General features: G+C 46.9%; 21 protein-coding genes. 7 read left to right on the forward strand and 14 right to left on the reverse strand.

Annotated elements, in window-relative coordinates:
• The first annotated feature begins 113 nt into the window (after positions 1–113).
• The 3 genes from ACT6PV_RS00775 (at position 114) to ACT6PV_RS00785 (ending at position 4,035) form a co-directional block, all read left to right on the forward strand.
• Positions 114–1,277, forward strand: coding sequence for a PQQ-dependent sugar dehydrogenase (locus tag ACT6PV_RS00775; protein WP_445114632.1), 1,164 nt, complete (start codon positions 114–116; stop codon positions 1,275–1,277).
• A 195-nt stretch (positions 1,278–1,472) separates the two neighbouring features.
• On the forward strand, positions 1,473–2,717 hold the full coding sequence (locus tag ACT6PV_RS00780) for an esterase-like activity of phytase family protein (protein WP_445114633.1): 1,245 nt from the start codon (positions 1,473–1,475) through the stop codon (positions 2,715–2,717).
• Between the two features lie 100 nt (positions 2,718–2,817).
• The gene (locus ACT6PV_RS00785) at positions 2,818–4,035 is read left to right on the forward strand and encodes an MFS transporter (protein ID WP_445114634.1); all 1,218 of its coding nucleotides are present in this window, start codon (positions 2,818–2,820) and stop codon (positions 4,033–4,035) included.
• 49 nt (positions 4,036–4,084) lie between these two features.
• On the opposite strand, the gene ACT6PV_RS00790 is transcribed toward ACT6PV_RS00785, so the two are convergent.
• Genes ACT6PV_RS00790 through ACT6PV_RS00800 form a run of 3 tightly spaced genes read right to left on the reverse strand, consistent with a single transcriptional unit; the run spans position 4,085 to position 7,592 of the window.
• Entirely contained in the window at positions 4,085–4,939 is an 855-nt protein-coding gene (locus ACT6PV_RS00790) for a phosphatase PAP2 family protein (RefSeq protein WP_445114635.1), read from the reverse strand.
• A complete protein-coding gene (locus tag ACT6PV_RS00795) occupies positions 4,939–6,564 on the reverse strand; it encodes an ArnT family glycosyltransferase (protein ID WP_445114636.1) in 1,626 nt (541 codons plus the stop codon). The genes ACT6PV_RS00790 and ACT6PV_RS00795 overlap by 1 nt, the downstream gene beginning before the upstream one ends.
• Entirely contained in the window at positions 6,561–7,592 is a 1,032-nt protein-coding gene (locus tag ACT6PV_RS00800) for a glycosyltransferase family 2 protein (RefSeq protein ID WP_445114637.1), read from the reverse strand. Before ACT6PV_RS00800 ends, ACT6PV_RS00795 begins: the two co-directional genes overlap by 4 nt.
• A gap of 111 nt (positions 7,593–7,703) precedes the next feature.
• Between ACT6PV_RS00800 and ACT6PV_RS00805 the strand changes: the two genes are divergently transcribed.
• A complete protein-coding gene (locus ACT6PV_RS00805) occupies positions 7,704–8,663 on the forward strand; it encodes a lysylphosphatidylglycerol synthase domain-containing protein (RefSeq protein WP_445114638.1) in 960 nt (319 codons plus the stop codon).
• Between the two features lie 25 nt (positions 8,664–8,688).
• Here the strand turns inward: ACT6PV_RS00805 and ACT6PV_RS00810 are convergent, their stop codons facing one another.
• Entirely contained in the window at positions 8,689–9,696 is a 1,008-nt protein-coding gene (locus ACT6PV_RS00810; protein ID WP_445114639.1) for an NAD-dependent epimerase, read from the reverse strand.
• A gap of 63 nt (positions 9,697–9,759) precedes the next feature.
• Positions 9,760–10,929: a nucleotide sugar dehydrogenase gene (locus ACT6PV_RS00815; RefSeq protein ID WP_445114640.1), complete on the reverse strand. Its 1,170-nt coding sequence runs from the start codon at positions 10,927–10,929 to the stop codon at positions 9,760–9,762.
• Between the two features lie 333 nt (positions 10,930–11,262).
• On the opposite strand from ACT6PV_RS00815, the gene ACT6PV_RS00820 reads away from it, so the two are divergent.
• The gene (locus ACT6PV_RS00820) at positions 11,263–13,674 is read left to right on the forward strand and encodes a YgiQ family radical SAM protein (RefSeq protein ID WP_445114641.1); all 2,412 of its coding nucleotides are present in this window, start codon (positions 11,263–11,265) and stop codon (positions 13,672–13,674) included.
• On the opposite strand, the gene ACT6PV_RS00825 is transcribed toward ACT6PV_RS00820, so the two are convergent.
• Positions 13,671–13,970, reverse strand: a complete 300-nt coding sequence (locus ACT6PV_RS00825) for a hypothetical protein (protein WP_445114642.1) — start codon at positions 13,968–13,970, stop codon at positions 13,671–13,673. The two genes, ACT6PV_RS00820 and ACT6PV_RS00825, sit on opposite strands and share 4 nt — an antisense overlap.
• 274 nt (positions 13,971–14,244) lie before the next feature.
• On the opposite strand from ACT6PV_RS00825, the gene ACT6PV_RS00830 reads away from it, so the two are divergent.
• Positions 14,245–14,787: a DUF2726 domain-containing protein gene (locus ACT6PV_RS00830; RefSeq protein ID WP_445114643.1), complete on the forward strand. Its 543-nt coding sequence runs from the start codon at positions 14,245–14,247 to the stop codon at positions 14,785–14,787.
• Positions 14,788–14,823: 36 nt separating this feature from the next.
• Here the strand turns inward: ACT6PV_RS00830 and ACT6PV_RS00835 are convergent, their stop codons facing one another.
• From ACT6PV_RS00835 to ACT6PV_RS00870, 8 genes are all read right to left on the reverse strand, one after another.
• Positions 14,824–15,177, reverse strand: a complete 354-nt coding sequence (locus ACT6PV_RS00835) for a RidA family protein (RefSeq protein ID WP_445114644.1) — start codon at positions 15,175–15,177, stop codon at positions 14,824–14,826.
• A gap of 42 nt (positions 15,178–15,219) precedes the next feature.
• Entirely contained in the window at positions 15,220–15,456 is a 237-nt protein-coding gene (locus ACT6PV_RS00840; RefSeq protein ID WP_445114645.1) for a hypothetical protein, read from the reverse strand.
• A 188-nt stretch (positions 15,457–15,644) separates the two neighbouring features.
• The gene (creC, locus tag ACT6PV_RS00845) at positions 15,645–17,144 is read right to left on the reverse strand and encodes a two-component system sensor histidine kinase CreC (protein WP_445114646.1); all 1,500 of its coding nucleotides are present in this window, start codon (positions 17,142–17,144) and stop codon (positions 15,645–15,647) included.
• Between the two features lie 5 nt (positions 17,145–17,149).
• The gene (creB, locus tag ACT6PV_RS00850; RefSeq protein WP_445114647.1) at positions 17,150–17,881 is read right to left on the reverse strand and encodes a two-component system response regulator CreB; all 732 of its coding nucleotides are present in this window, start codon (positions 17,879–17,881) and stop codon (positions 17,150–17,152) included.
• 412 nt (positions 17,882–18,293) lie between these two features.
• On the reverse strand, positions 18,294–19,349 hold the full coding sequence (dinB, locus tag ACT6PV_RS00855; protein ID WP_445114648.1) for a DNA polymerase IV: 1,056 nt from the start codon (positions 19,347–19,349) through the stop codon (positions 18,294–18,296).
• A gap of 133 nt (positions 19,350–19,482) precedes the next feature.
• Positions 19,483–20,202, reverse strand: a complete 720-nt coding sequence (locus ACT6PV_RS00860) for a glycoside hydrolase family 25 protein (RefSeq protein ID WP_445116979.1) — start codon at positions 20,200–20,202, stop codon at positions 19,483–19,485.
• Positions 20,203–20,395: 193 nt separating this feature from the next.
• Complete coding sequence (gene mdtD / locus ACT6PV_RS00865; protein ID WP_445114649.1) at positions 20,396–21,781, reverse strand: multidrug transporter subunit MdtD; 1,386 nt, start codon at positions 21,779–21,781, stop codon at positions 20,396–20,398.
• Between the two features lie 330 nt (positions 21,782–22,111).
• Positions 22,112–22,432, reverse strand: a complete 321-nt coding sequence (locus tag ACT6PV_RS00870; protein ID WP_445114650.1) for a hypothetical protein — start codon at positions 22,430–22,432, stop codon at positions 22,112–22,114.
• Between the two features lie 693 nt (positions 22,433–23,125).
• On the opposite strand from ACT6PV_RS00870, the gene ACT6PV_RS00875 reads away from it, so the two are divergent.
• Entirely contained in the window at positions 23,126–24,724 is a 1,599-nt protein-coding gene (locus tag ACT6PV_RS00875; RefSeq protein ID WP_445114651.1) for a GMC family oxidoreductase, read from the forward strand.
• Positions 24,725–24,733: the final 9 nt, after the last annotated feature.

The following is a 24,733-nucleotide window of genomic DNA, read 5'->3' on the forward strand; positions in this document are numbered from 1 at the left end:
GGTAAATGCTTACATTGATCCAATCAGAAAAAGTGCTGTTAACAATATAAAATAGTTCAACACAGTCTTTTCTTTAGAATAAATAAATCATCAAAGTATTGAGGAACAGAAAAATGGAAGCTTTACGACAGAAATTCTTTTATTTACCTCTACTCATGAGCTGTACATTGTTAAGCGCTTGTAATGCTCAAAGCGACTCATCATCTGAAGCAAAACAGTCTACAGAAAGTGCAACTGCAATGATTCATCAGAACTATCGTGTTCAAAAAGTCGCTAATTTTGATGAACCCTGGGCAATTGCAGAGTTAGCGGATGGGCGACTATTGATTACAGAGAAAAGAGGGAAATTAAAACTTTTTGATCCATCTACATCGCAAAGTATTGATATTTTAGGTGTTCCACCAGTGGCTTATGGTGGACAGGGTGGATTAGGTGATATTGCCTTGCATCCTGACTATAAAAATAATCATCAAATTTATTTAAGTTATGCTGAAAAAGGCAATGGTGGTTATGGGGCAGTGGTTGTTCGTGGTGAACTAAACCTGCAAGAAAAAAATCCTCAAATTCGTAATATAAAAAGAATATGGGAACAAGTTCCGAAGGTCTCAGGGCAGGGGCATTATGCACATCGAATGTTGTTTGGCAAAGATGGAAAACTTTGGATCAGCTCAGGAGAGCGTCAGAAATTTGATCCTGCACAGGATATGAATTCGAATTTGGGTAAAATCATCAGACTGAATGATGATGGCACTGTTGTTGCTGATAATCCATTCACTCAACAAGGTGAGATCGCAAAACAAGTCTGGTCTTTAGGACATCGTAATCCCTTAGGCATCGCTTTTGATCATAAAGATCAATTATGGGTCGTAGAAATGGGCCCCAAGGGCGGTGATGAATTAAATCTGATTCAGAAAGGTGAAAATTATGGTTATCCCATTGTTTCCAATGGTGATCATTATTCAGGAGAAGTGATTCCAGATCATGTGACTCGCCCTGAATTTAAAGCACCTGAGATCAGTTGGACGCCCGTAATTTCTCCATCGAGCCTGGTGTTTTATCAAAAACAATTGTTTCCTCAATGGACGAATAAAGCGCTCATAGGTGGATTATCTTCAGAAGCGATTATTGTGGTCGATACTGAGTCAAGGCCTGTTCGCGAAGTACAGCGTTTGAACATGCAACAACGGATTCGAGCTATTGATTCAGCTCATGATGGGTCGATCTGGGTATTGGAAGATGGAAAAAATGCTGGGCTATTAAGACTGTTACCTGAATAGAAAACCTGGTTAATTCAGTATATTGTTATATCCTGAAAATAGGTGATAAACCGACCTTATCTGATGAAAAGATGCGGAAGCAATTAGACTATATCAAAGACATTGTAAATGACGCAGTATTGTCATTGAAGTGACTTAAAAGCGTCATCCTGACTGGTTTAAATAAGGCTCATTTAAATCAATAAAAAGACCTTTATGAAAAAAATTGCTTACTCCCTTTTAGCGTTAGGCTTATTGGGTTTAACTGCATGTAATGATGATGGCAATGATTTTAATCCGCCGGCTTCGGTGAAGGTACCGACGCTGATTTCATTTGCAAAACTGGATGTTGCCACCTATTCGACAGGGCCGGATTCAGGAGCATTTGTCACAGGTGCCAATGGCATATTCCCACCTTTTAAAGGGCAGCCGGTACAGGGCTTTTCTGCTGCACTGAAAAATTCTGATGGCACTTACATGGCGATGGCAGATAATGGCTTTGGGACTCAGGATAACTCGTCTGATTTTCTGTTACGCATTTATCAGATTAAAGCGGATTTTCGCACAAAATCAGGTGGAACCGGCGATGTCCAGGTGACGCGTTTTATTCAGCTCAGTGATCCGAATAAATTAATTCCTTTTGATATCGTCAATCAGGATACTTCAGATCGTTTACTGACTGGAGCAGATTTTGACCCTGAATCCATGCAGCGTACAGAAGATGGTACCTACTGGATTGGTGATGAGTTTGGTCCGTATTTATTACATTTTGATCAGAATGGTGTGCTGCTGGATGCGCCGATTCCATTGCCGGATCCATTGCAGCCAGACCTGCAGTTACGTTCGCCTCAGAATCAGCTGAATAAAGCCAATATTAATTATGTTGAGCCACGGGTTCAGCAGAGTGGTGGTTTTGAAGGGATGGCCCTGTCTCAGGATGGTCAGTATTTATATCCATTACTGGAAAAGCCACTGAAAGGCGACAGTTCAGGGCAGTTGCTGATTTCACAGTTCGATGTGAAGAAAAAAGCATATACAGGACAGTATTATCTGTTTGAGCTGGGGGCCGGAGCCACCAATATCGGCGATTTTCAGCTATATGACAATCAGTCCGGTATTATTATTGAACGGGATGCTTCTCAGAATAACCCGGATGGCTATAAGAAACTGATCCACGTGAAACTTGGAGATTCGGGTAAAACCATTGAGCGCAGAACGCTGGTGGATTTGATGAAAATTGATAATCCGAATCTATTGTATGGTACTGCCCGTAATGATGATCTGGGCACAGGGTCCAGTTTCAGCTTTCCATTTGAAACCATTGAGGATGTCATTATTGAAAATGGCACTACCTTAACGGTGTTGAATGATAATAATTTTCCGGGTTCAAGCGGGCGTAATGCAAAACTTGCTGATGACAATGAAATTATTCAGATTCAATTGCCTGAAGCATTGTACTGAATACAGACTCGTAAATTTCTGCCAGAAGCCTCATCATGATGGGGCTTTTTTTATCTGCGGGTCAAAACAGGCGTATACTGATCAGGCATGAGGAGTAATTATGTCTGAATCAACAGTGCCCATACCCCCCTATATCACCTATGGGAGTAAACAGTTTACTGCTGTTCTGCTGGCATTATTCCTGGCCGGTTTCGCCTTATTTTCATCGCTGTATTGTGTACAACCGATGATGCCGATTATGGCAAAGTTTTTTCAGGTTACCGCAACGCACAGTAGTTTTCCCTTATCTTTTTCAACCATTGCACTGGCGTTGGGTCTACTTTTTGCAGGTCTGATTTCTGATCGTTTTGGTCGTAAAAAGATCATGGCGATTTCATTGTTTTTAACAGCAGGTTTATTGACACTCAGTGCTTTTTTGCCGTATTGGGAAATATTTTTAGTCACTCGTATGATGATTGGTCTGGCGATCAGTGGTGTCGCCTCAGTCACGATGGCTTATATTGGTGAAGAAATTGCGCCGCAGGATATCGGGCTGGCCATGGGGCTTTATATTTCAGGAACAGCTGCCGGCGGCATGAGTGGGCGCCTGATGGCAGGCGTACTGGTGGATTATATTCCGTGGCAGACTGCAACGTTGCTCATTGGCCTGTTAAATCTGGTGATTGCCATTGTTTTTTATATCAGTCTGCCTGCTTCCAGACATTTCAGACCTTATCCCATCCAGTGGTCCCGTTTTAAGACATCTTTCAAAAAGAATTTTGTAGATCCGAAGCTGCGGTTACTTTTCCTGGAAGGATTTATTCTGATGGGATGTTTTGTGACCATCTTTAATTATATGAGTTACCATTTACTGGATAGGCCATTTCAGCTTTCACAGACCTGGATTGGTGTAATCTCGGTGGTGTATTTATCCGGGATTTACAGCTCACCACGGGCTGCCGGCTGGAGCCAGCGTTTTGGACGTGGCAAAGTCCTGATGGCAATGTTTGTGGTTATGCTGGCAGGTTTATGGCTGATGTTGTCGTCCTCCATGTGGGTGGTCCTGTTGGGCTTACTGATTTTTACCTTTTCATTTTTTGCGGCACATTCCACTGCCAGCAGCTGGGTCTCGGTGCAGTCACTGCAATATCGGGCCACAGGCTCATCCCTGTATTTGTTCTCTTATTATCTGGGGTCCAGTGTATTGGGCAGTGGCAGTGGGATGGTCTGGGAAAAATACGGCTGGTCAGGTCTGATTCTGGCAATCACGCTGACACTGCTGCTCGGTTTATTACTGGCGCTGCGTCTGAAACAACTGCATACAGTGGCTGATGTATAGGCCGGCAGATGTGCTACAGCAGACTGATCAAGTGTATTGTTGCTCACGTTTATTTACTTTTTTCAAAAAAGGTATGATCCAGTTGCTGTGCTGTGATGGGGCGTAAGCGAAGCCGCAGGCCTTTTTCAAGGATTAACCTGACTCTGAGATTGAGTTCCACCAGCGACAATGCCACATAAGTCATGGCGCAGGCAGACAGCAATTTAGCCAATCCGGCAGCGAGAGGATAACCGCCATCAAAATTCCACAGGCATCCGGCGCTGATGGCTGCAAGTATATATAGAATATTGGCACTGCGGCGGGTCCGCCCAATGGAGACTGTTCGGGCAGAGAGCCTCATAAGGATGGCAGCGCTATACCAGCCCCAGATGGCGCCGATGATGACATCGAGTGGCCAGTGTACACCAACAACCACGCGACTCAATGCAATTAATGTGGCAAACAGAATCAGGCCTGTGGAAATCAATCGGGTATGTGCAAAGGCATTCTGCCGCATGGAGCGGCTTAAAACCCCGGCAAGTACAAATGCGGTTGCCGCATGGCCTGATGGAAAGCTGTTAAACTTTAAGGCCTTGCCAATCACATGAACATTTTCAATCCCCAGATAGCTGATCGGACGCACAACATCAATCAGATACTTGATTCCCTGTACGGCCAGTCCGGTCACCAGAAAAGCAAGTATGCCCAGCCAGAGCAGATGGGCATTTTTACGGCAGAAGAAAATGAGTAGCACATAGGCGGGCAGGCCATCACCTAAAAAGCTGATGTTCTGCCATAACCAGTCATTATGTGGTGGCATACCGTTGATCAGCAGAAAAAGCGGGGTATTGATCTCATAGTAATGATGGATCAATTCCCAGCCCAGGATGCAGAGTACGGGTACAAGAAGGAACAGGAGAATCATCAGTGGTTTCTCTCCGTAACAGGGAGTCGGACCAGTACCACTCCGCCTTTGTTGAACAGAACCTCTGCATCAGGAAAGTTTTTTAGTTTATCCAGACCGGTAAATACAATTTCACCTGCTTTAGGTTCACGTATGGGCACAACTTTTTGTAAATAAATGCTGAAACTCGGCATGTCATGGTTCCACATGACAATGGGTTCTGAAAGACTACGGGCAAAGATGCCAGCTTGCCTGACCGGTTGCTGCTGGATGGCGGCATAGGTCGGCACAATTACATGCACAACCGTCAGGGTAAAAATAATGCTGATCACCAGCTGGCGAATCCATAGTGGCCATCTGGCTAAAAACAGGGTGATTAGGATCAGTGCAAAAGAGAAAATCACCATAAGACGATAGTGCAGATCCAGCTGGACCAGGCCATCTTTGACCATGGCGACCACTTCAACCTTTTGCTGGGTTGCAATAATGTAACGGCCAATTTCCGGCAGGAAAATCAGCAATAACATAAAGAGGCTGACCGGAACCATCACCAGCCAGCGGGAAGTCAGCTGGTCACGGTATCTGGCCATCAGGATGAAAACCGGCGTGACACCATAAAGCAGGTAATGCGGCAATTGGGTGCTGGAAAAACTGAAAAAAACCAGTACAAAGATAAACCAGCTCCAGCAGAAGGCGTCCAGTGCATCCGGGCGCTGTGCGGAGCGGGGTAAAAACAGCCGGATACGGGCCAGTAATTGCAGGAAAAACCCGGTGACCGGCATAAAGACCAGCAGACTGACCGGCAGGTAGTACAGCAGACTGCCGCCATGACCTTCCATGGTGCTGGAAAAGCGGGACAGATTGTGTTTGAGGAAAAAGCCATCAATGAACGCCTGGCCCTGTACCAGGTATTCGGCAAAATACCACGGTAAAAACACGGCCAGACAGATCAGCCAGCCGGGCAGATTCAGGGCGATATGCCACCATGCCCTGAATTGCCTGGACCATAAGGCATAAATGCTGATGACCGCCAGCGGGATCAGAATGGCAATCGGTCCTTTGGTCAGTACCCCCAGACCAACCCACAGGTAGGCACGTAAGGCATATTTTGACCAATGGTCTGACGGGACATTCTGCTGGTTAAAATGGCGGTATGCATCACATAATGCCAGGCAGATCCACAGGTTGAGCAGTGCATCGGCCGTGGCTGCCCTGGAAATAATGGAAATAATCAGTGAGCTGGCCATCAGGATACAGGCGGTGGCTGCCCTGGAAATATCCAGAAACTGCCTGCAAAACTCATAGACAGTCCAGCACCACAGTGTGGCGCATAATGCTGAAGGGAGCCGCAGGGCAAACTCATTGAGCCCGAATAGTGAGACTGAAGCTGCCTGTAACCAGTAAATCAGAATCGGTTTATCAAAGCGTAATTCACCGCCCATATAGGTGGTGACATAATCTCCACGGATCAGCATTTCCATGGTGGCAGAGCTGAATGCACCTTCATCCAGGTCGAATAAGGGCAGATTGCTCAGGCCGATCAGAAAATTGGCGGCAAGTAATAAGATTAACCAGCGGGATTGTAATGTTTCCAGGACAGGATGAAGTATTCCGGTGGCTGGACGGGGTGATACATATTGCGTCATTGTTTACCCTGATGCTGATAAATACGACGGATCAGATAGCTTTTATTGTCGCCTGAGTTCAGATAGGTTCTGGAAATCAGTTCAGCGACGATACCGGTCATTAAAAATTGTAAGGACATGAGCACACACATGACGCCGATCAGCAACATGGGCCGTGTGCCAATGGAATTGTCAAAAATATATTTATCCACTGCCAGATAAGCCAGCATCAGGCTGCCAATAAAGCCAAAAAACAGGCCAATGGAGCCAAAAAGATGCCCGGGACGCATCAGGTAGCGTTTAAAAAACATCACGGACAGCAGGTCAATCAGCACACGAATGGTCCGTGAAATACCGTATTTTGACTGGCCGAATTGTCTTGCATGATGACGTACCGGAACTTCTCCAATACGGGAGGCCGGTACCACACTGACCACCCACAGTGGAATAAAGCGGTGCATTTCACCGACCAGGCGGATTTGTTTGATAATTTCGGTGCGATAGACTTTCAGGCTGCAACCATAGTCATGCAGGCGCAGTCCTGAGATTCGGCCAATTAACCGATTGGCCAGTAGAGATGGTACTTTTCGCAGTAAAAAGGCATCCTTGCGGTTCTTTCGCCAGCCGACCAGCAGGTCGAGGTCCTGATCAATCAGTTGCTGCAGCATGGTCGGAATGTCATGGGGATCGTTTTGTAAATCGCCATCCATCGTCACAATATATTGTCCCTTTGCTTCATCAATTCCCGCCTGCATGGCAGCGGTCTGGCCGTAGTTACGGCTCAGCTGGATCAACTTGGCATTCAGTGAGCTGTGCAGCAGTTTTTGCTGAATGGTCTGAACGGTGGTATCTGAGCTGCCATCATCCACCAGAATCAACTCCCATGTCTGGGTCTGTGCACCCAGCGCGTCATGAATGGTGTCAATCAGGGCAATGACCGTTTCTTCTTCATTATAAAGTGGGATGACCAATGAGAAAAAAAGACTTGAATAGGGAGATTGAAGTTGATAAATCTGCTCTTCAGGTTGTAATAAAAATGCCTTGTGCATAGGTTATGTATGGTTCAATGGTCAATTACTGAAGCCAATCATGCGAGTTGAAAGCAAATACAAAAGTGACAGTATTGTGAATTTTTTATGACAATTTAAAAGGTAAGTCATGTGTCAAATCATCCCCCTCATGCAACAGGCCGGCTGAATCAGCGATCCGGCCACCTGGCGCAGTGGTTGCTGCTTTTTGCCATTATTCTGTATGGTATTGTAATTGAATGGTTATTTGGCTGGAAACATGTGCTCAGCACCTGGCAGAATATTCCGCTATGGTATCCGGTTGTTGCGCTCATGCTGATGTTTCTGACTTATGTGATCCGGGGCTGGCGAATTTATGACTTCTTTCTGCCGGTGACACGGGGCGGCCTGGTGACCTGTTGCAAAATCATGCTCAGTCATAATTTATTAAATAATTTATTGCCCATGCGGACCGGGGAAATCAGTTTTCCCCTGCTGATGCGACGTTATTTCGGTACAGGCTTAGGCTATGCCACAGCCGGATTGTTACTGCTGAGAATACTGGATTTACAGGTTCTGCTGGGACTGGGCTATCTGGCGTTATTACTGGTCTGGCATAGTACAAGTCTGTGGTTGTGGGGCTTACTGATTTTATGGTTCATTGCACCGTTATTGCTGCTCTGGCTGGCTCCCTGGCTTGAAAGCTATGCAAAAAGCCTGAAACATGGCCGGATCAGATGGCTGCTGGAGCAGCTTGTCATGGCCATGCCGGCCCATGCAGGCAGCCTGGCGCGCAGCTGGTTACTGACCTGGATTTGCTGGGTGAGCAAGATCATGGTCTTTGCTGTGGTACTGGGTTGGTTTATGCCACTGGCCTGGTGGAATGCGGTGGGAGTCAGCATAGGTGGGGAGTTGAGTTCGGTATTGCCTGTTCATGCCCCGGCCGGTCTGGGGACCTATGAAGCGAGTATGCTGGCGGCTGGTAAATTGCTGGGTATGCAGGTGAAGGGACTGTTGTTTGCCGGAATTCAGTTACATCTGCTGATGCTGGTCAGTACGCTGTTCGGAGGCGTGGTGGCTCTATTGATTCCGGCCCGGCAGGTGGAAAGATGATCAGGCTTATGGCAGCTGATCACCGTCATAACTGATAGTAATCACGATACCAGGCCACAAATTTCTGCATGCCCTGTTCAATGGTGGTAACCGGTCTGAAACCTGTCGCCTGGTTCAGACTGTCGATATCGGCATAGGTATCCAGCACATCGCCAGGCTGGCGGGGCAAGAGGTTGAGCCTGGCCTGGCAACCGGTATATTGCTCAATCAGCTGAATGTAATATAAAAGTTCAACTGGCTGGTGGTTGCCGATATTATAGATGCGCCAGGGCGCCAGTGATGTATCCGGGTCAGGGTGTTCAGCCTGCCATTCGGAATTTACCGTGGCAATCTGGTCCAGACAGCGCACGACACCATCTGCAATATCATCGATATAGGTAAAATCACGGCGGTGATGACCGTAGTTGAAAACATCAATTGCTTCACCCATCAGGATTTTACGGGTAAAAATAAAAGGCGACATATCCGGTCGACCCCAGGGGCCATATACGGTAAAAAAGCGTAGTCCTGTTGTGGCCAGATTAAAATTATAACTATAGGCATGTGCCATCAGTTCGTTGGCTTTTTTACTGGCAGCATATAATGACAGGGGATGATCGGTATGATCGCTGACGGCATAGGGCATTTTACGATTGGCCCCGTACACAGAACTGCTGGATGCATAGACCAGGTGTTCAACATGATGATGGCGGCAGCATTCCAGCAGATTTAAAAAACCGGACAGGTTGCTGTCTGCATAGGCATAAGGATTTTGCAGGGAATAACGGACTCCGGCCTGGGCTGCAAGATGAACGACGCGTTGTATGTCATGCGTCTGAAACAGTGCTGCCAGACCGACCCGGTCCGTCAGATCAAGCGGCAGGAAGGTAAATGCGGTATAGGGCTGTAAGTTGTGCAGCCGGGCCTGTTTGAGCGTGACATCATAATAATCATTCAAATGGTCCAGGCCGATGACTTCATCTCCCCGCGCAAGCAGTTGCCGGGCAACGTGATAACCGATAAAGCCTGCAACACCGGTAACCAATATTTTCATAAGCGCTGATCCATCAGGTGTGGAATATCTGGAGGGTTCATATGTCCGGGTTTTATGGCAGAACTAAATATCACCACCGAATAAATCCCGTGTATATACTTTGTGCAGCACATCGGACAGATCATCACTCAGGCGGTTTGCGACAATCACATCCGCCTGTTGTTTAAATGCGGTCAGGTCCCGGATGACTGGAGAATGGAAAAAATGCTCTTCGTCCAGAATCGGTTCATAGACGACCACCTGAATCCCTTTGGCTTTAATTCTTTTCATGACACCCTGGACCGAGGATGCCCGGAAGTTATCAGAACCGGCTTTCATGATGAGCCGGTAAATTCCGACCGTATGTGGCTTTCTTCTAATAATGTCATCCGCAATGAAATCCTTACGGGTCTGATTGGCCGTGACAATGGCCTGAATCAGATTCTGTGGAACATTATGATAATTTGCCAGCAGTTGCCTGGTGTCCTTGGGCAGACAATAGCCACCATAGCCAAAGGATGGATTGTTATAATGGGGACCAATACGTGGATCCAGTGAAACCCCGTCAATAATCTGCCGGCTGTCCAGCTGATGGATGGAGGCGTAGGTATCCAGTTCATTGAAATAGGCAACACGCATGGCCAGGTAGGTGTTGGCGAACAGTTTAATGGCTTCGGCTTCGGTACTGTCGGTCAGCAGGGTGGGCGTATTGTGTTGTAGTGCGCCCTGTTGCAATAAGTCTGCAAATATCTGTCCCCGTTCTGATTTTTCACCGACAATAATACGGGACGGGTAAAGATTGTCATAAAGCGCTTTGCCCTCACGTAAAAACTCAGGAGAGAACAGCAGGTTCTGCGTATTGAACTGGTTTTTCATGCGTTCAGTAAAACCGACAGGAACGGTGGATTTAATCACCATGACCGCATGGGGATTGATCTGTATGACGTCCTGGATCACCGCTTCAACGGAACGGGTGTCAAAAAAATTACTGTGTGGATCATAATCAGTCGGTGTGGCAATAATCACGAAGTCAGCGTCTGAATATGCCTCATGCTGATCCAGACTGGCCCGGAACCGGGGTGTTTTATCGGTCAGCCAGCTTCTAATTTCTGCATCATCCAGCGGGGAAATCCGCTGATTCAGCTGTTGTACTCGTCCGGCATCAATATCCAGTGCGATGACGTCATGATGCATGGCGAGCAACAGGGCATTTGATAGCCCGACATATCCGGTACCTGCAATCGCTATTTTCACAATTTTCTATTCTGAAGTTTTGAGAACCAGGGTAATGCTTTGGTGTTGCCAATTCATGACAATCAATTTTTAATTATCCCGCTGCAGCGGCTGACATATTGCAGTACTGATTTGCAGGAGAGTTCAGACCAGGGATGCAGCTGTTTAAAAGTTAAACACTTAAATTTATATATCATTGTTTTTGCATGTTTTATAATCAATAAAATGAATGAAATTCATGATAAAATGAGCGCCTTTCATCTATGTATAAGCTGGCGGTCCTTCGGTTATTGTGAAGCGCCCCAGCTTTAAAGAGATGTCTTTTTTATTCTGCCAGCCGGGAATCCGCAAGCCATGTCTACCGCCTATACTGCCCAGACGGCGCCTAAAGCGCTGTTTGATTATGACAAATACTGGGCATCGTGCTTTGAACCTGCACCGTTTTTGCCAATGTCGCGCGAAGAGATGGATCTGCTCGGCTGGGATGCCTGTGACTTTATTTTAGTCTGTGGTGATGCCTATATTGACCATCCGTCGTTTTGTTCGGGCATTATTGGTCGGACCCTGGAAGCTCAGGGTTTTCGTGTCGGGATCATTGCACAGCCGGACTGGACCGATCCTGAGGCATTCCGGGTACTGGGAAAACCGGCCATTGCCTGGGGCGTCACGGCAGGCAATATGGATTCCATGATCAACCGTTATACTGCAGATCGTAAGATCCGCTCGGATGATGCCTATTCACCAGACAATCTACCGAATAAGCGCCCTGATCGTGCTGCGACGGTCTATTGCCAGCGCTGTCGGGAAGCTTTTCCGGATGTGCCGGTTTTACTGGGCGGTATTGAAGCATCTCTACGTCGTATTGCGCATTATGATTACTGGTCAGACAAGGTTCGCCGTTCGGTCCTGATGGATTCAAAAGCTGATCTGCTCATGTATGGCAATGGTGAGCGTTCTGTTGTTGAAGTCATGCATCGGCTGGCAAAAGGCGAGAAAATTCATGAAATTACCGATGTCCGTGGTACGGCATTCATCGTCAATAAATTAAACCGTCCATCTAAAGCCAGGTTTGTGGAAATTGCATCCAATGATGTGGATGCCATTGGTCGGGTTGATCCAATCATTAACCCTTATGTCATGACGGAAGACCTGGATGGCTGTGAAATTGAACAGGATAAGGGCAATTCACTCGCTAAATATCAGAATTTTCAGAAAGAACCTGTGGCTAGGCCGATTGTCCGGGAAGGCGATCATCTGGATGAAAATACCCAGATTGTACGTTTAAAACCAGCCTCAAAGGCGATTAAACATAAATTACCACCCCGTGAGTTGGCTGTAATTCGTTTACCTGCTTTTGAAGAAGTGGCTGAAGATCCTGTGTTATATGCACATGCCAATCGGATTCTGCATCTGGAAACCAATCCGGGAAATGCCCGTGCACTGGTACAGAAACATGGTGAGCGGGATGTATGGTTGAATGCACCACCGATTCCACTGACCACGGAAGAAATGGACTATGTGTTTGATCTGCCTTATGCACGTTTACCGCATCCTGCTTATGGCGCAGCACGTTTCCCGGCTTTTGATATGATTAAATTTTCTGTCAATATCATGCGGGGCTGTTTTGGTGGCTGTACCTTCTGTTCCATTACCGAACATGAAGGGCGGATTATTCAGAACCGTTCAGAAGATTCCATTCTGCGTGAAGTTGAAAAAATTCGCGATACTGCACCGGGTTTTACCGGCATTATTTCTGATTTGGGTGGCCCGACGGCCAATATGTACCGTCTGCAGTGTAAGGACCCGGAAATTGAAAAGAACTGTCGTAAACCCTCCTGTGTTTATCCGGGCGTCTGCCAGAATCTGCATACCGATCATGCACCACTGACTCAGCTGTATCGTAAGGCACGTTCGCTGAAAGGCATTAAAAAAATTCTGATCGGTTCCGGTCTGCGCTATGACCTGGCGGTACTTAATCCTGAATATGTGAAGGAACTGGTACAGCATCATGTGGGCGGTTATTTAAAAATTGCACCGGAGCATACCGAACAAGGCCCATTATCCAGAATGATGAAGCCGGGCATTGGCACTTATGACCGTTTTAAACAGATGTTTGAACGTTTCAGTAAGGAAGCAGGTAAGGAACAGTACTTAATTCCATACTTTATTGCGGCGCATCCGGGGACCACCGATTACGATATGATGAATCTGGCGATCTGGCTGAAAAAGAATGGGTTCCGTGCCGATCAGGTACAGACCTTTTATCCGTCTCCCATGGCGACAGCAACGACCATGTATTACACCGGTAAAAACCCACTGGCAAAAGTGGCACGTTATACTGAAAATGTAGATATTGTTAAGGGTGAGAAACGCCGGCGTCTGCATAAGGCATTTCTGCGTTACCATGATCCGAACAACTGGCCGCTGCTTCGCGATGCCTTACGTGAGATGGGGCGTATGGATTTGATCGGGAATTCTAAACAGCATCTGATTCCAAACTATCAGCCACAGGGGACTGAAGGACAGTATCAGTCTGCCCGTAAGAAGAATTCCACAGTGGGCGGCGATTCACAGAAACGCAGTACCGGGCCTGCTGTGAATAATAAGCAGCGCAGTGGTCAGTCACGGCCTGCAAATACGGACAAGCGCCCTGAAAAAGGAGAAATGCTGACCCAGCATACCGGTTTGCCGCCACGTGAAACAGGCGATAAAAAACCGGCTGGTGGGAATGGCAAAGCAAAATCCAGATCAAAGAGCAGAGCTTAGTTTTTGCCGGTTGTTTTTTGCCTGAAATAAGAATCAGAGAGGATGCGACAGCATCCTTTTTCTGTTGGAAGAATGGATGGATCTCTGAAAAACGTCACAGCTGTGGATAACTTTTTCAGACCTGTTGATAAAATATGATTTGCATCAGGCTGCTCAGCTGACGGACATGTATTGCTGTCTGCGTGGCCACAATGGATGTAGAAAAGAGTGGATGTAGAAAAAGCAGCAGTTGTTGTGAATCCAGCTTGTTTTTTAAGTGAGATATCGCTATAAAATGAAACAGCCCCGTGATTCATTAAATAGTCATAAGCTACGGATATTATGTATAAAGCTCAGGTTATCGGTGTGCAACTGCTCCCGGTACGACAGATTTAAACCGCACTGTAAGTTATGCAATGAATTGTCAGCGTTTATGAGTGTTGTGTCGTGTTTGAATGGTGTTTTTTTAACCGGGCATTTTAATAAAAGCAATCGACTGTATATTGATCGAGTGAAACAGGAACCGGCCCTCAGGTGGTAGAGGTATATAGGAGAGGAGCCGGAATTATAAAAACGAAGGATTGATGAAAAATGAATATGATAATCGCTGCAAGCCTGTTGGTCTTTGCACTGGTGATTGTTGCTGCTTATAAAGGATTAAAAACGAAGCAACAAAGTGACAGTGTACTGCGACAGAGAGCTGTATTTAATGCAAATGAGCAAAAAACCTTTACCCGCTTAAAGGACATTTTACCGAATGCCAATGTATTGGCACATGTATCATTTGATGCATTGCTGACCACCAAATATTTACGCACCCGCCGTAAATATCAGCAAATGTTTGCTGATTTTGTGGTGCTGGATCAGGCCTGTCGTGTCGTGGCCATTGTTGCGCTGGATGATCTGAATCCGATCAAACGGGCAGCCCATGGAGAAAGCTATCAGGACGCTGTATTGCGGTTTGCCGGCTATCGGGTCATCCGTTATAGTGGCGTGCCTGAATATCAGCAACTGCGTGAAGATTTCCGGTCTGAACTTCCGGAAATGCAGGACACAGATCATGATATCGCCGAGTTACCGGGTCAATTGGGTGAGTATCGGCATCGGACTTCGGCTATGCGGGCATTTGGTTAATTCAGCATGCATGCTGATCATGGTCTGCTATGCGATTCAGGCTTTTACAGCCACCACGGTCATTTCAACCAGTACCTCAGGCCGATATAACCGGGCTTGCACACAGGTCCGGGGCAGGGCCTGCATATCGGCGCACCATGCATCCCAGACTTCATTCATACCGGCATAATCATTTTCGATATCTTTCAGAAAAATCATCACGGACATAATATGACGTTTATCGCTGCCGGCATCGGCCAGTAAACGGTCAATTATGTTCAGCGTCTGCTGAGTTTGTTCCTTAATCCCCACACGGGTATCTGTGGCCAGCTGACCTGCCAGGTGAATCAGGTTGCCTGAAATGGCAATTTCAGAAAAACGCTTTTCTACATGTAAACGCTGTACAGTCATTGTTTTACTCAAACCGGGAAATCACAACAGTGTACGTGAAGCTCAGTTATCTGCAAATAGACCCGAATGCCGGGAGGTCAGGGTTTCAATTCTGATCAGCAGTTTTTCCTTAAAAATAATCAGGCAGTTGAAGTCCGGGCAGATAATTAAATTGCCCAGGTTTAAATGGCTGATATGTGCATGCCGTAACTGGTTCAGGCAGGTGGCAACTGAACTGTTGGGGGGGCAGAGTTGTGCCAGTTGCACTGGCGTGGCAGCAGAAAGAAAGTTTGTATTCATGGAAAATCACCACAGCTTGCTGAAAGGGAAAAATTCTGAACCGGTTTTCAGCAACCGGCCCCGAAATAAATCATGACTGAGCACAGCATGTAAAAATAGAAATCACCATGTTCAGGCGGGTGAAATGGTGGCTGTCTCTTTTGCATGTATTCTGTTGACAGGCCAAGTGTGCAAAATACAGATGTATTTTATTTGAGTTGCTTTTGAAAAACAGGTGAACTTTGTGTGAAGTTACAGTGAAGCCGGATGCTGACCGAGACTCCCTGATGGTGTGGGGCAATTGCGGGCAGGCTATTTGCCTGAAGATTTTCAATATTAATGGCGGCATGGTGCTGTTCAATCACCTGCCTGACAATGCTCAGGCCAATCCCCGAGCTGCGTTGCCGGCTCCCCGGCCTGGGCAGGGAAAAATAGGTATCAAACACCTGTTGCAGCGCAAATTCAGGAATCCATTCACCTTCATTAAAAATATGGATATGCACATGGTTTTTCTGATCCGGATGCAGCTGAATAGAGAGTTTTGCCGACTCTGCTGAAAAATCCAGTGCATTGTCCACGAGGTTACTCAGTGCCTGATGCAGCCAGAAACGATCTGCCTGAATGAAACAGTCTGGCAGGATATCGGTATGACAGCAGATGTTTTTCTGATGGATCTGGCTGTATTTCTGCTGAATGACCTGTTCAATGAGTGTAGAAAGGTTGATGGACTGAATGTCAATCTGGTGCCTGGATTTTTCCAGCCGGGTCAGGAGCAGCATGCGGTCAATCAGGGTTTGTAATCTCTGACTCTGCGCATGAATATGGCTGGCAAATTGCTGCTGGTCGTCCAGTGGCAAGTCCTCCCGGAGTAGTTCGGCACTGGCCTGAATGGCGGTCAGCGGGCTTTTTAACTCATGGGTCAGCGCGTTGACATAATGCTCCACATAGGCCCGGTCTTCGAGTTTTTCACGCATGGTTTCAACCGCCTGTGTCACCAGGTTTAATTCTCTTGCAGAACGGAAATGCGGTGCCTGATTGACCGGCGCCAGTGCCTGTGCATATTTGCGTACCCGGTCTATGCTGTGTTTCAGCCAGTAGGCCACCAGACTGGCCAGAAACAGGCTGAGCAGACTGATCCACAGTGCCTGTCGAATCAGCTTATCTTCTGCCCGCTGGATATAAGGCTGTACAGAACTGTTCGGCTTGCCGATACTGACCACCCCAATCAGCTGCTGCTGATGAAAAATCGGGGCGGCAACGTACATGATACTGCTGTCCGGGTCTTTATACTGGGCACGTGTGGAGCGGACGCCGTATTTACCCTGCAGGGTCAGATAAATGTCATTCCATCTGGAATAATCCTGGCCGGTGGAGGCAAGCCCCTGTGAATCATAAATGACAATACCTTCAGCATTGGTAATGTAAATCTGCTGATTGATGTTCTGTTTATCCTGCTGCCACATACTGGCGTTCAGTTTCCGATTCAGCGCATTCTGAATTTTGTCATTGAATTCAGGGGTTGAGACCTTATTTTCATAAACGTCTTCGGCCACCAGCATGGCAATAATATTGGCATTTTCCGCCAGGGTATCCTCAACAACCTGGCGGACATTCGGCTTGACCTGCTGATTGAATGCCGAGGACATGAACCACAGGCCAAGCAGAATCACCAATCCAAAAAAGAACCAGATCCGTATGAAAATAGACATATCTGTTATTCCATCCGTTTCAGGCTATAGCCAAAGCCACGGTGGGTCATAATTGGGTCAGTGTCCGGTGAAACCTGTTTCAGTTTTTGTCTGAGACTCTTGATGTGAGTATCTACAGTGCGTTCCAGGCTGTGTTCCGGGTGCTCCCAGATGTGATGCATCAATTGCTGACGGCTGAAGACCTGCTCAGGATGGTCAATCAGTAATTTGAGCAGGCGATATTCATAGCGGGTCAGTTGCAGTACCGTATCAAAATATTGAATTTGCAGGGCTTCATCCACACATTGCCAGATACGCTGTGTATGATCGGTCTGCACAGCAGTATCAGTTGTGGGGGCAGTTTGCTGCTGATGCAAATCCTGTTGCAGTTCCATTCTGCGCCAGGTGGCTTTGATCCGGGACACAATTTCGCGGGAGCTGAACGGTTTGGTGCAGTAGTCATCTGCACCAATTTCCAGTCCGATAATGCGGTCAATTTCATCATCCCGCGCAGTGAGGAACAATAAGGGCGTATGGTTAAAGGCCCGAATTTTTTTACAGACTTCAAACCCGTTCAGATCCGGCAGCCCAACATCCAGGATAATAAAATCAAAATGCTGCTGCCCAACAAGCTCAATGGCCTGTGTGCCGGTATCTGCCCAGCTGACCTGCCAGTCTTCACGTTCCAGCGCATAACGCAGCGGCATTAAGATGGCAGCATCGTCTTCTACACATAAAATCTGTTTTTTGTTATTCATGCTGTTCTGGGATGGTCATAATTGCTTCTGATTGAACAAAGTTGCTTTTCGGTGAACAACGCTGCCTGTGACTGGCCAAAATTGTTTCCGACCGCATAAAAGTTATTTTTTGCAGATGGCTGTCAGCTTTTAACCCTGTGATCTGACTGTGGAATTCAGCCCGGTATTCAATGATGTTCAGCCTCAGTTCCCGCGGATCAGTCCGGTGAAAGCAGTGAAAATATGCCGTATGCAATTTGACGCCATAATGCCGTGCTGCATGAATCATTGCATATTTCCAGGTGGATGGAAATGATCCATGCTAAATAATCCGTGTCCCCGCAGGTATTATCTCAGTCCATTTGCAGTTGATATCCGACAGACGCCGGTTCGGTTGTTTCAGGATCCGGCAGCTTCCGGTGTTGCACTGCACCTACCACAGCGACAGCTGGGATTCTTCCTGTTTTTCCGATAGCTGATAGACGCCCACGCCAATCAACCGAAACTGATCATGTGCTGCAATCTGCATCTCCTGCAACAGCAGCTGGACAATCCGGGTCATTTCCTGTTCTGAGCTTAAAGCAGTTTTAAAGCTTTTACTGTGTTGCAATACCTGAAAATTTTTGAGTTTTAATTTAACGCTGACTCCCCGGGCCTGTATCTGTTTATGTTCCAGACTGTTCCATACCCGTTCAATTAAATTGCTCCAGTAGGGTTGGCATTGCATCAGGGTAAAATCAGCATCAAAGGTGGTTTCTTTGGAAATCTGCTGGCGTTGTCGTTCCGGCTGTACCGGACGTTCATCCACGCCCTGTGCGTACAGGAACAGTTGTTTGCCGTATTTACCAAAATGATGGACCAATACGGCTTCTTCAATTTTCTGCAGGTCTCCCAGGGTGCTCAGGTTCAGGCGCTGCAGTTTCTGCTGGGTGACTTTACCGACCCCGGGAATTTTCTTTAAGGGCAAATGCTGAATAAAATGCTGAATCTGGGCGGGCTTAATGACGCAGATACCATTGGGTTTATTCCAGTCGGATGCCACTTTGGCCAGAAATTTATTGGGAGCGACACCTGCTGATGCAGTCAGCCCTGTGGCTGAGAAAATATCGGTACGGATTCTTTCGGCAACTTCCGTGGCGCTGGGAATGTTCAGCAGGTTGTCGGTCACATCCAGATAGGCTTCATCCAGCGACAGGGGTTCAATCAGATGGGTATATTGCTGAAATATCCGGTGAATCTGGGCAGAAACCTGCTGGTACTGGTCGAAACGTGGCTCAATGACCACCACATGCGGACAAAGCTTTCTGGCCTGAGACATTGACATGGCCGAACGCAGGCCAAACACCCGGGCCGGGTAGGATGCCGCAGCAATCACTGCCCGCGGATGATGTGAAGACACCACTACAGGCAGGTGTTTTAAATCAGGACGGTCTCTGAGTTCTACAGATGCAAAAAAGGCATCCATATCAATATGTATGATTTTTCTCATGCACAGTGCAATGCATTTCAGGTCAGTGACTTTATTCTAACCGAAATGACGAGCTGTATCGCATGACAATCATCAATCACTGTATGTTGTGCGTATAAAAGGATGACCTATACGTCTGTATCTGTCTGATGGTTTAATGGGCCGGTTCTTCGTGGTGTGAAACAGGCAGGTGATTCTCTTTCAGAAAATCCTGCCATTGTGGTTCGGAACCGTGGAAGACATTTAAATCCACAGGTCTGGCAATACCCGGAATATGGCCCTGGCTGGTGTGCTGCCAGAAGGTCCAGCGGCGGTGATCCTTTAACTCAGGCTGGCCCTGATATTCGCGGATCCAGATCGGGGTCTGACTGAACTGACCGATCAGCACAATATGATAAAAACTTCTGGAGGTATAAAATATCGGTTGTTTGCCATAATGCCGGTACAGATGATCATGCATGATCTGAATCTGTCGGAGCAACTGTTCCCGGGTCCGGGTGTTGATACACTGATTGTCATATTCCAGGTCAATGACCGGGGGCAATGCATTGGGTTTATTTGGCACAGTTTCCATAAAGTTACGGGCCTGCGTTTCACCTTTACCGCAGAGGTTAAAATAATGATAAGCCCCCGTGCGTAAACCCTGTTCCCGTGCCTGTAGCCAGTAGTCCTGAAACTGATCATCCCGGTAATCGCCACCTTCAGTGGCTTTTAAATAAACAAACTGATATTGCTGTGGAGATATTTGTTGCCAGTCAATTCTGCCCTGATGGTGGGACACATCAAAACCCCTGATGGGATAACTCTGGGCACTGGCAGCAGAATGCAATAAACAAATCAGGCCCGCCAGTATCATGCGGCGGCAAAAAGTCATACGCATGGCAGCAGGGTTGTAAGGTGCATGACCGTACGGTGCGGAGGATTGTTGTAAAAGCATGGGTTGCATCATCTGCTGTATTGAAGCTGAACATTCACTATTATGCCAACTCTGACAGCTAAAGCCATGCGCTTTCTGCATGGCTTTAATCCATAGGGTTTTAAGCGTTGTTGTCTGAAGCATTGCCATTTCAGGCAGGGCAATCACTGGGAAGCTGCCAGAAGATCATGGTCGCCACTACATTGATCAGGCCAAGACAGATCAGGGTGCTGTGAAATGCTGTTGTGATGTGTGCCGAGCCATAATAGTCGGTAAAGATATTCAGTAATGTACCGGCCAGGGCAATACCGATACTCATGGACAGTGTCATGGTCATGGACAGAAAACTATTGCCGCTGCTGGCATCCTGCTGAGGCAGATCCTTTAAGGTCAGGGTATTCATGGCGACAAACTGTAATGAGTTGAGGACACCGAAAATAAAGAAATGCGGAATGCGCAGCCAGCCTGGCGTGTCTGCAGTGGTCAGGGAAAAACTGGCGATACAGACACCGACCAGCAGGGTGTTTGTCAGCAGGAACCGACGGTAACCGGTTCTTTGAATGATCGGGCTGATGATGGATTTGGAAAACAGTGCGCCAAGAATCATGGGCGTCATCATGACCCCGGTGGTCAGCGGGTCCATGTTAAAGGCAAGCTGTAACATCAGCGGGATAATGAATGCCATGGAATTCCCGCCAAAACGGGCAAAGAAATTACCGGAAACACCAATGGTATAGACTTTGTTTTTAAATAATGTGCTGCGGAACAATGCATTCTGATGATGATGTGCATAGTAGGCATACAGGGCGGCGGCAATTAAGCCTGCAATAAATAATCCAGTACTCAGGGTGATGGAAATATCCTGACGGGCAATATTTTCAATGCCCAGTACCATTCCCAGCATGGCGATGCCCAGCAGCAGAAAACCACCGAAGTCAAATTTTTTGATGGAGGTTTCCCGGACATTCGGCATGGCTTTAAAGGTCACCAGCATGCCTAAAATACCGACCGGAATATTGATGATAAAAATCCAGTGCCAGCTGGCTGTTTCAACCAGCCAGCCACCCAGCGCCGGTCCAATTAAGGGACCGATCAGCCCGGCCAGGCTCATCATGCCCATGGCAGATAAAAACTGTTCGCGCGGAATGAGTTTCAGCATTGCCAGCCGGCCAACAGGCAGGAGAAAGGCAGCACCGATGCCCTGCAGGACACGACAGAAAATCAGTTGATTCAGGTTCTGTGACAGCGCACAGCCCAGTGAGGCCAGGGTAAAAACGGCAATTGCGCTAAAAAAAACATTGCGTACACCGAAACGGTCTGACAACCATCCGCTTAATGGCATACTGACGGCAACCGACAGCACATAGCCAATGATTACGTTGTGCATATGCAGTGGACTTTCGTTCAGACTCCGTGCCATGGCAGGCAGGGCGGTATTGACAATGGTACTGTCCAGGCCCTGCATAAAAAAGCCGATGGAGACCAGGAAAACCAGCAGGTTAAATTCAGGTTGCAGACGCTGAGACGGGGCAGTCATGATTCCGGGAATAAGTGTTTTGAATCAGTTTAAAGCAAAGTACTGCAAAATGCTCTGGCAAATTATGCTCAGCAATAGCGTGAATAAATTGCAATAAAACAGACATTCAGATGTCACAAAGCTGACATCTCTGCTGCATGGATTGGGGGCAATGATAAAAAGGAAAATTTTAAATGAAATTCAGGGTTCTGGGGATGGTGGCCTGCAATGATGATAAAAACCAGTCAGTATCCGATAATTTTTTTCATGGACTTATTTCTATTGACCGCCGTGTTCATAGCATAAAGCCAGGGATCAATCCCTGGCTTTATGTGTGTGGAACAGGGGGAATCAGTTGATTGAAGGCTGTTCAGTCTGGGTGCTGTCTGCAGGTTGAGCAGTGTCCGCAGGGACATCTGCCGGTGCTGGCTGCTCAGCAGGTATATCCTGAGGTGCAGGTGCAGCAGCATTATTGTCTGATACGATGCGTACCTGACCATTGGCAACCAGTTCCTGCAGTGAACCCGGCTGACCATTTACAGTGGTGCTGATTTTTGCTTTGGATAAGCTTTCCAGTGTTTCCCCTGCCTGAACAGCCGGTTCAGCAAATACTGAGATACTCAGCAGTGACAGGCCTGTCATTAAAGCCAGTCCACGAAGTTGTAAACGCATAATAAACTCCAGATATTCTTAATATCACATCATATTGTCATGTGCTTTCCATGTTTTAACATGCCATATTTTTTATTGACTGTTCAATAGAACATGCGGAATTTTATCGATTTTATTGAGAAACACTCTTATAAAAACAACAAACTGTTACGTATGGAACCGAATAAGAGAAGCTTTGCTGAGCCATATGGCATAGCCTTTTAGTTTAGTAATGTAGATCGGCTTTGTTGTACAAAGATTTAAAAGTTAAAGTTACCCTGGGGCCCCAAATTTAAGTGACAATTTGGGGGGTGAGGTCCGCCTGAGTAAATAGGCCTTTAGAGATGAGTTTGTCAACAAAGCTTCCAAAAACAGCGTGTGGCTATACAAACCAGCCTATCTGATAAGCGGTTCTGGCACACAGACAATGAGCCCGTTAAGATATTTTAAATACAGCGTTAAAAAATATACAAATCCTGTGATTTTTAATTTATATTAAAGTCATCTGCCTTGAACATACAATCGGTGGAATTGCAGTGAAAAGTTTTAAAATTCAATTGGAAAGTGGCATTGATTATTCTATTGTCTTCATTTTTCAGGGCAATTGAACAATTCTTATACGTATTTTATTTTCTTTAATATTAGAGTAATTCTAAACAACTTTAATCCCATGACTTTGTAGTAAAAGTATTCGCTTATATGGAAGCTCATAAAATGTCTGACCAAAAATTTGATGTGTTGATCGTTGGCAGTGGTGCGGCAGGCTGTGTCGTCGCAGGTTATCTGGCAGAAAATACGGAAGCCAGTATTGGCGTGATCGAAGCTGGTCCCAGGGATCTGGATCCCTTAATTCATATCCCGGCAGGTTATGGCAATATTCTTGCTCATGATAAGCATGTATGGCCGTACGACACCATACCACTGTATGGTCAGGCACGAAGATACCGCTCTGGGAAAATTCTGGGTGGTGGCACCTCAGTCAATGCCATGTGCTATGTACGTGGACAAAAGCGTGATTATGATGGCTGGGAACAGGCGACTGGTGGTGAAGCCGGTTGGTCCTATGAAACCATGCTGAAAAACTTTATTGAGCAGGAAAAAAACGATACTTTTCACAACGAACATCACGGTATTGAGGGTACTCTGGCGGTACAGGTGCCCAAAGGCATTAATCAGTTAAATCAGTACTGTCTAAAGGCATTTCAGGAATTCGGTCTGCCTTATAACCCGGATTATAACGGTGCAAGCCAGATTGGTGTGGCCCCGGTACAGTCCAATGTTGAAAATCAGCGCCGTTGCAGTGCTGTCGAGGCGCATTTACGACGTCATATAGAGAGTGGGCGGGTCACTTTACTGACCGATACCCTGGTCAGTCGGGTGCTGATTGAAAATCAGCGGGCAGTCGGCGTTGAAATTCTGGATGGCCGGGAGCGCAGTGAAATTCATGCAGAACTGGTGATTCTGAGTGCGGGCAGTTTACATACGCCTAAAATCCTGATGCATTCCGGTATTGGGCCAAAGGAACAATTGGACCAGTTCAATATCAAAGTGATTGTGGACGCCCCGGGTGTGGGTGAAAATCTGCATGACCATCCGGTGATTCCTGTCAGTTCCTATGTCAAGGGTGATCTGGGATACCAGAGTGCAGCACATGGGATGGGGGCGATAAAATCAGGCGTGCGTTATATATTGACCAAAGATGGTCCGGCATCCGGTAATGGTGTTGAAACCGTTTCCTATTGGGACCCGGAAGACTTCAAGGCTGAGCCGACCATTCAATGCTATCACGTTCCAATTATTTCCGAAGATGGTTTAAGTCCTACGGGTTCACGCTCAGGGATCACCCTGGAACTGGTGGTGCTGCAACCGAAAAGTCGTGGATGGGTTCGCCTGGCGGATGGAGATCCAACCTCCATGCCACTGATCAATCCGGCTTTTCTCAGTGATGAAGACGACATGAAAAAAGCGGTGCAGTCGGTTAAGCAGATCCGTCAGGTTCTTCAACAGGAATCACTGACGGGTATTGTTGAAGAAGAAGTTTCTCCGGGGCCGTCTGTTCAGTCAGATGAGGAAATTGCAGAGTGGGCCAGAAAAGTGGTGACCACAATGTGGCATCCTGTTGGAACCTGCCGGATGGGTCGTGATGAACATGCTGTGGTGGATATGCATTTGCGGGTTAAGGGAATTGACCAGTTGCGTGTCATTGATGCCTCAGTTATGCCGAACATCAGCAGCGGTAATACCAATGCGCCTACACAGGCAATGGCCCGGCACGCAGCTAAAATGCTGGTGGCAGATTATTTTGCCAAATAAATTAAGTCG

The sequence above is a fragment of the Acinetobacter sp. WZC-1 genome (genome assembly GCF_052544965.1).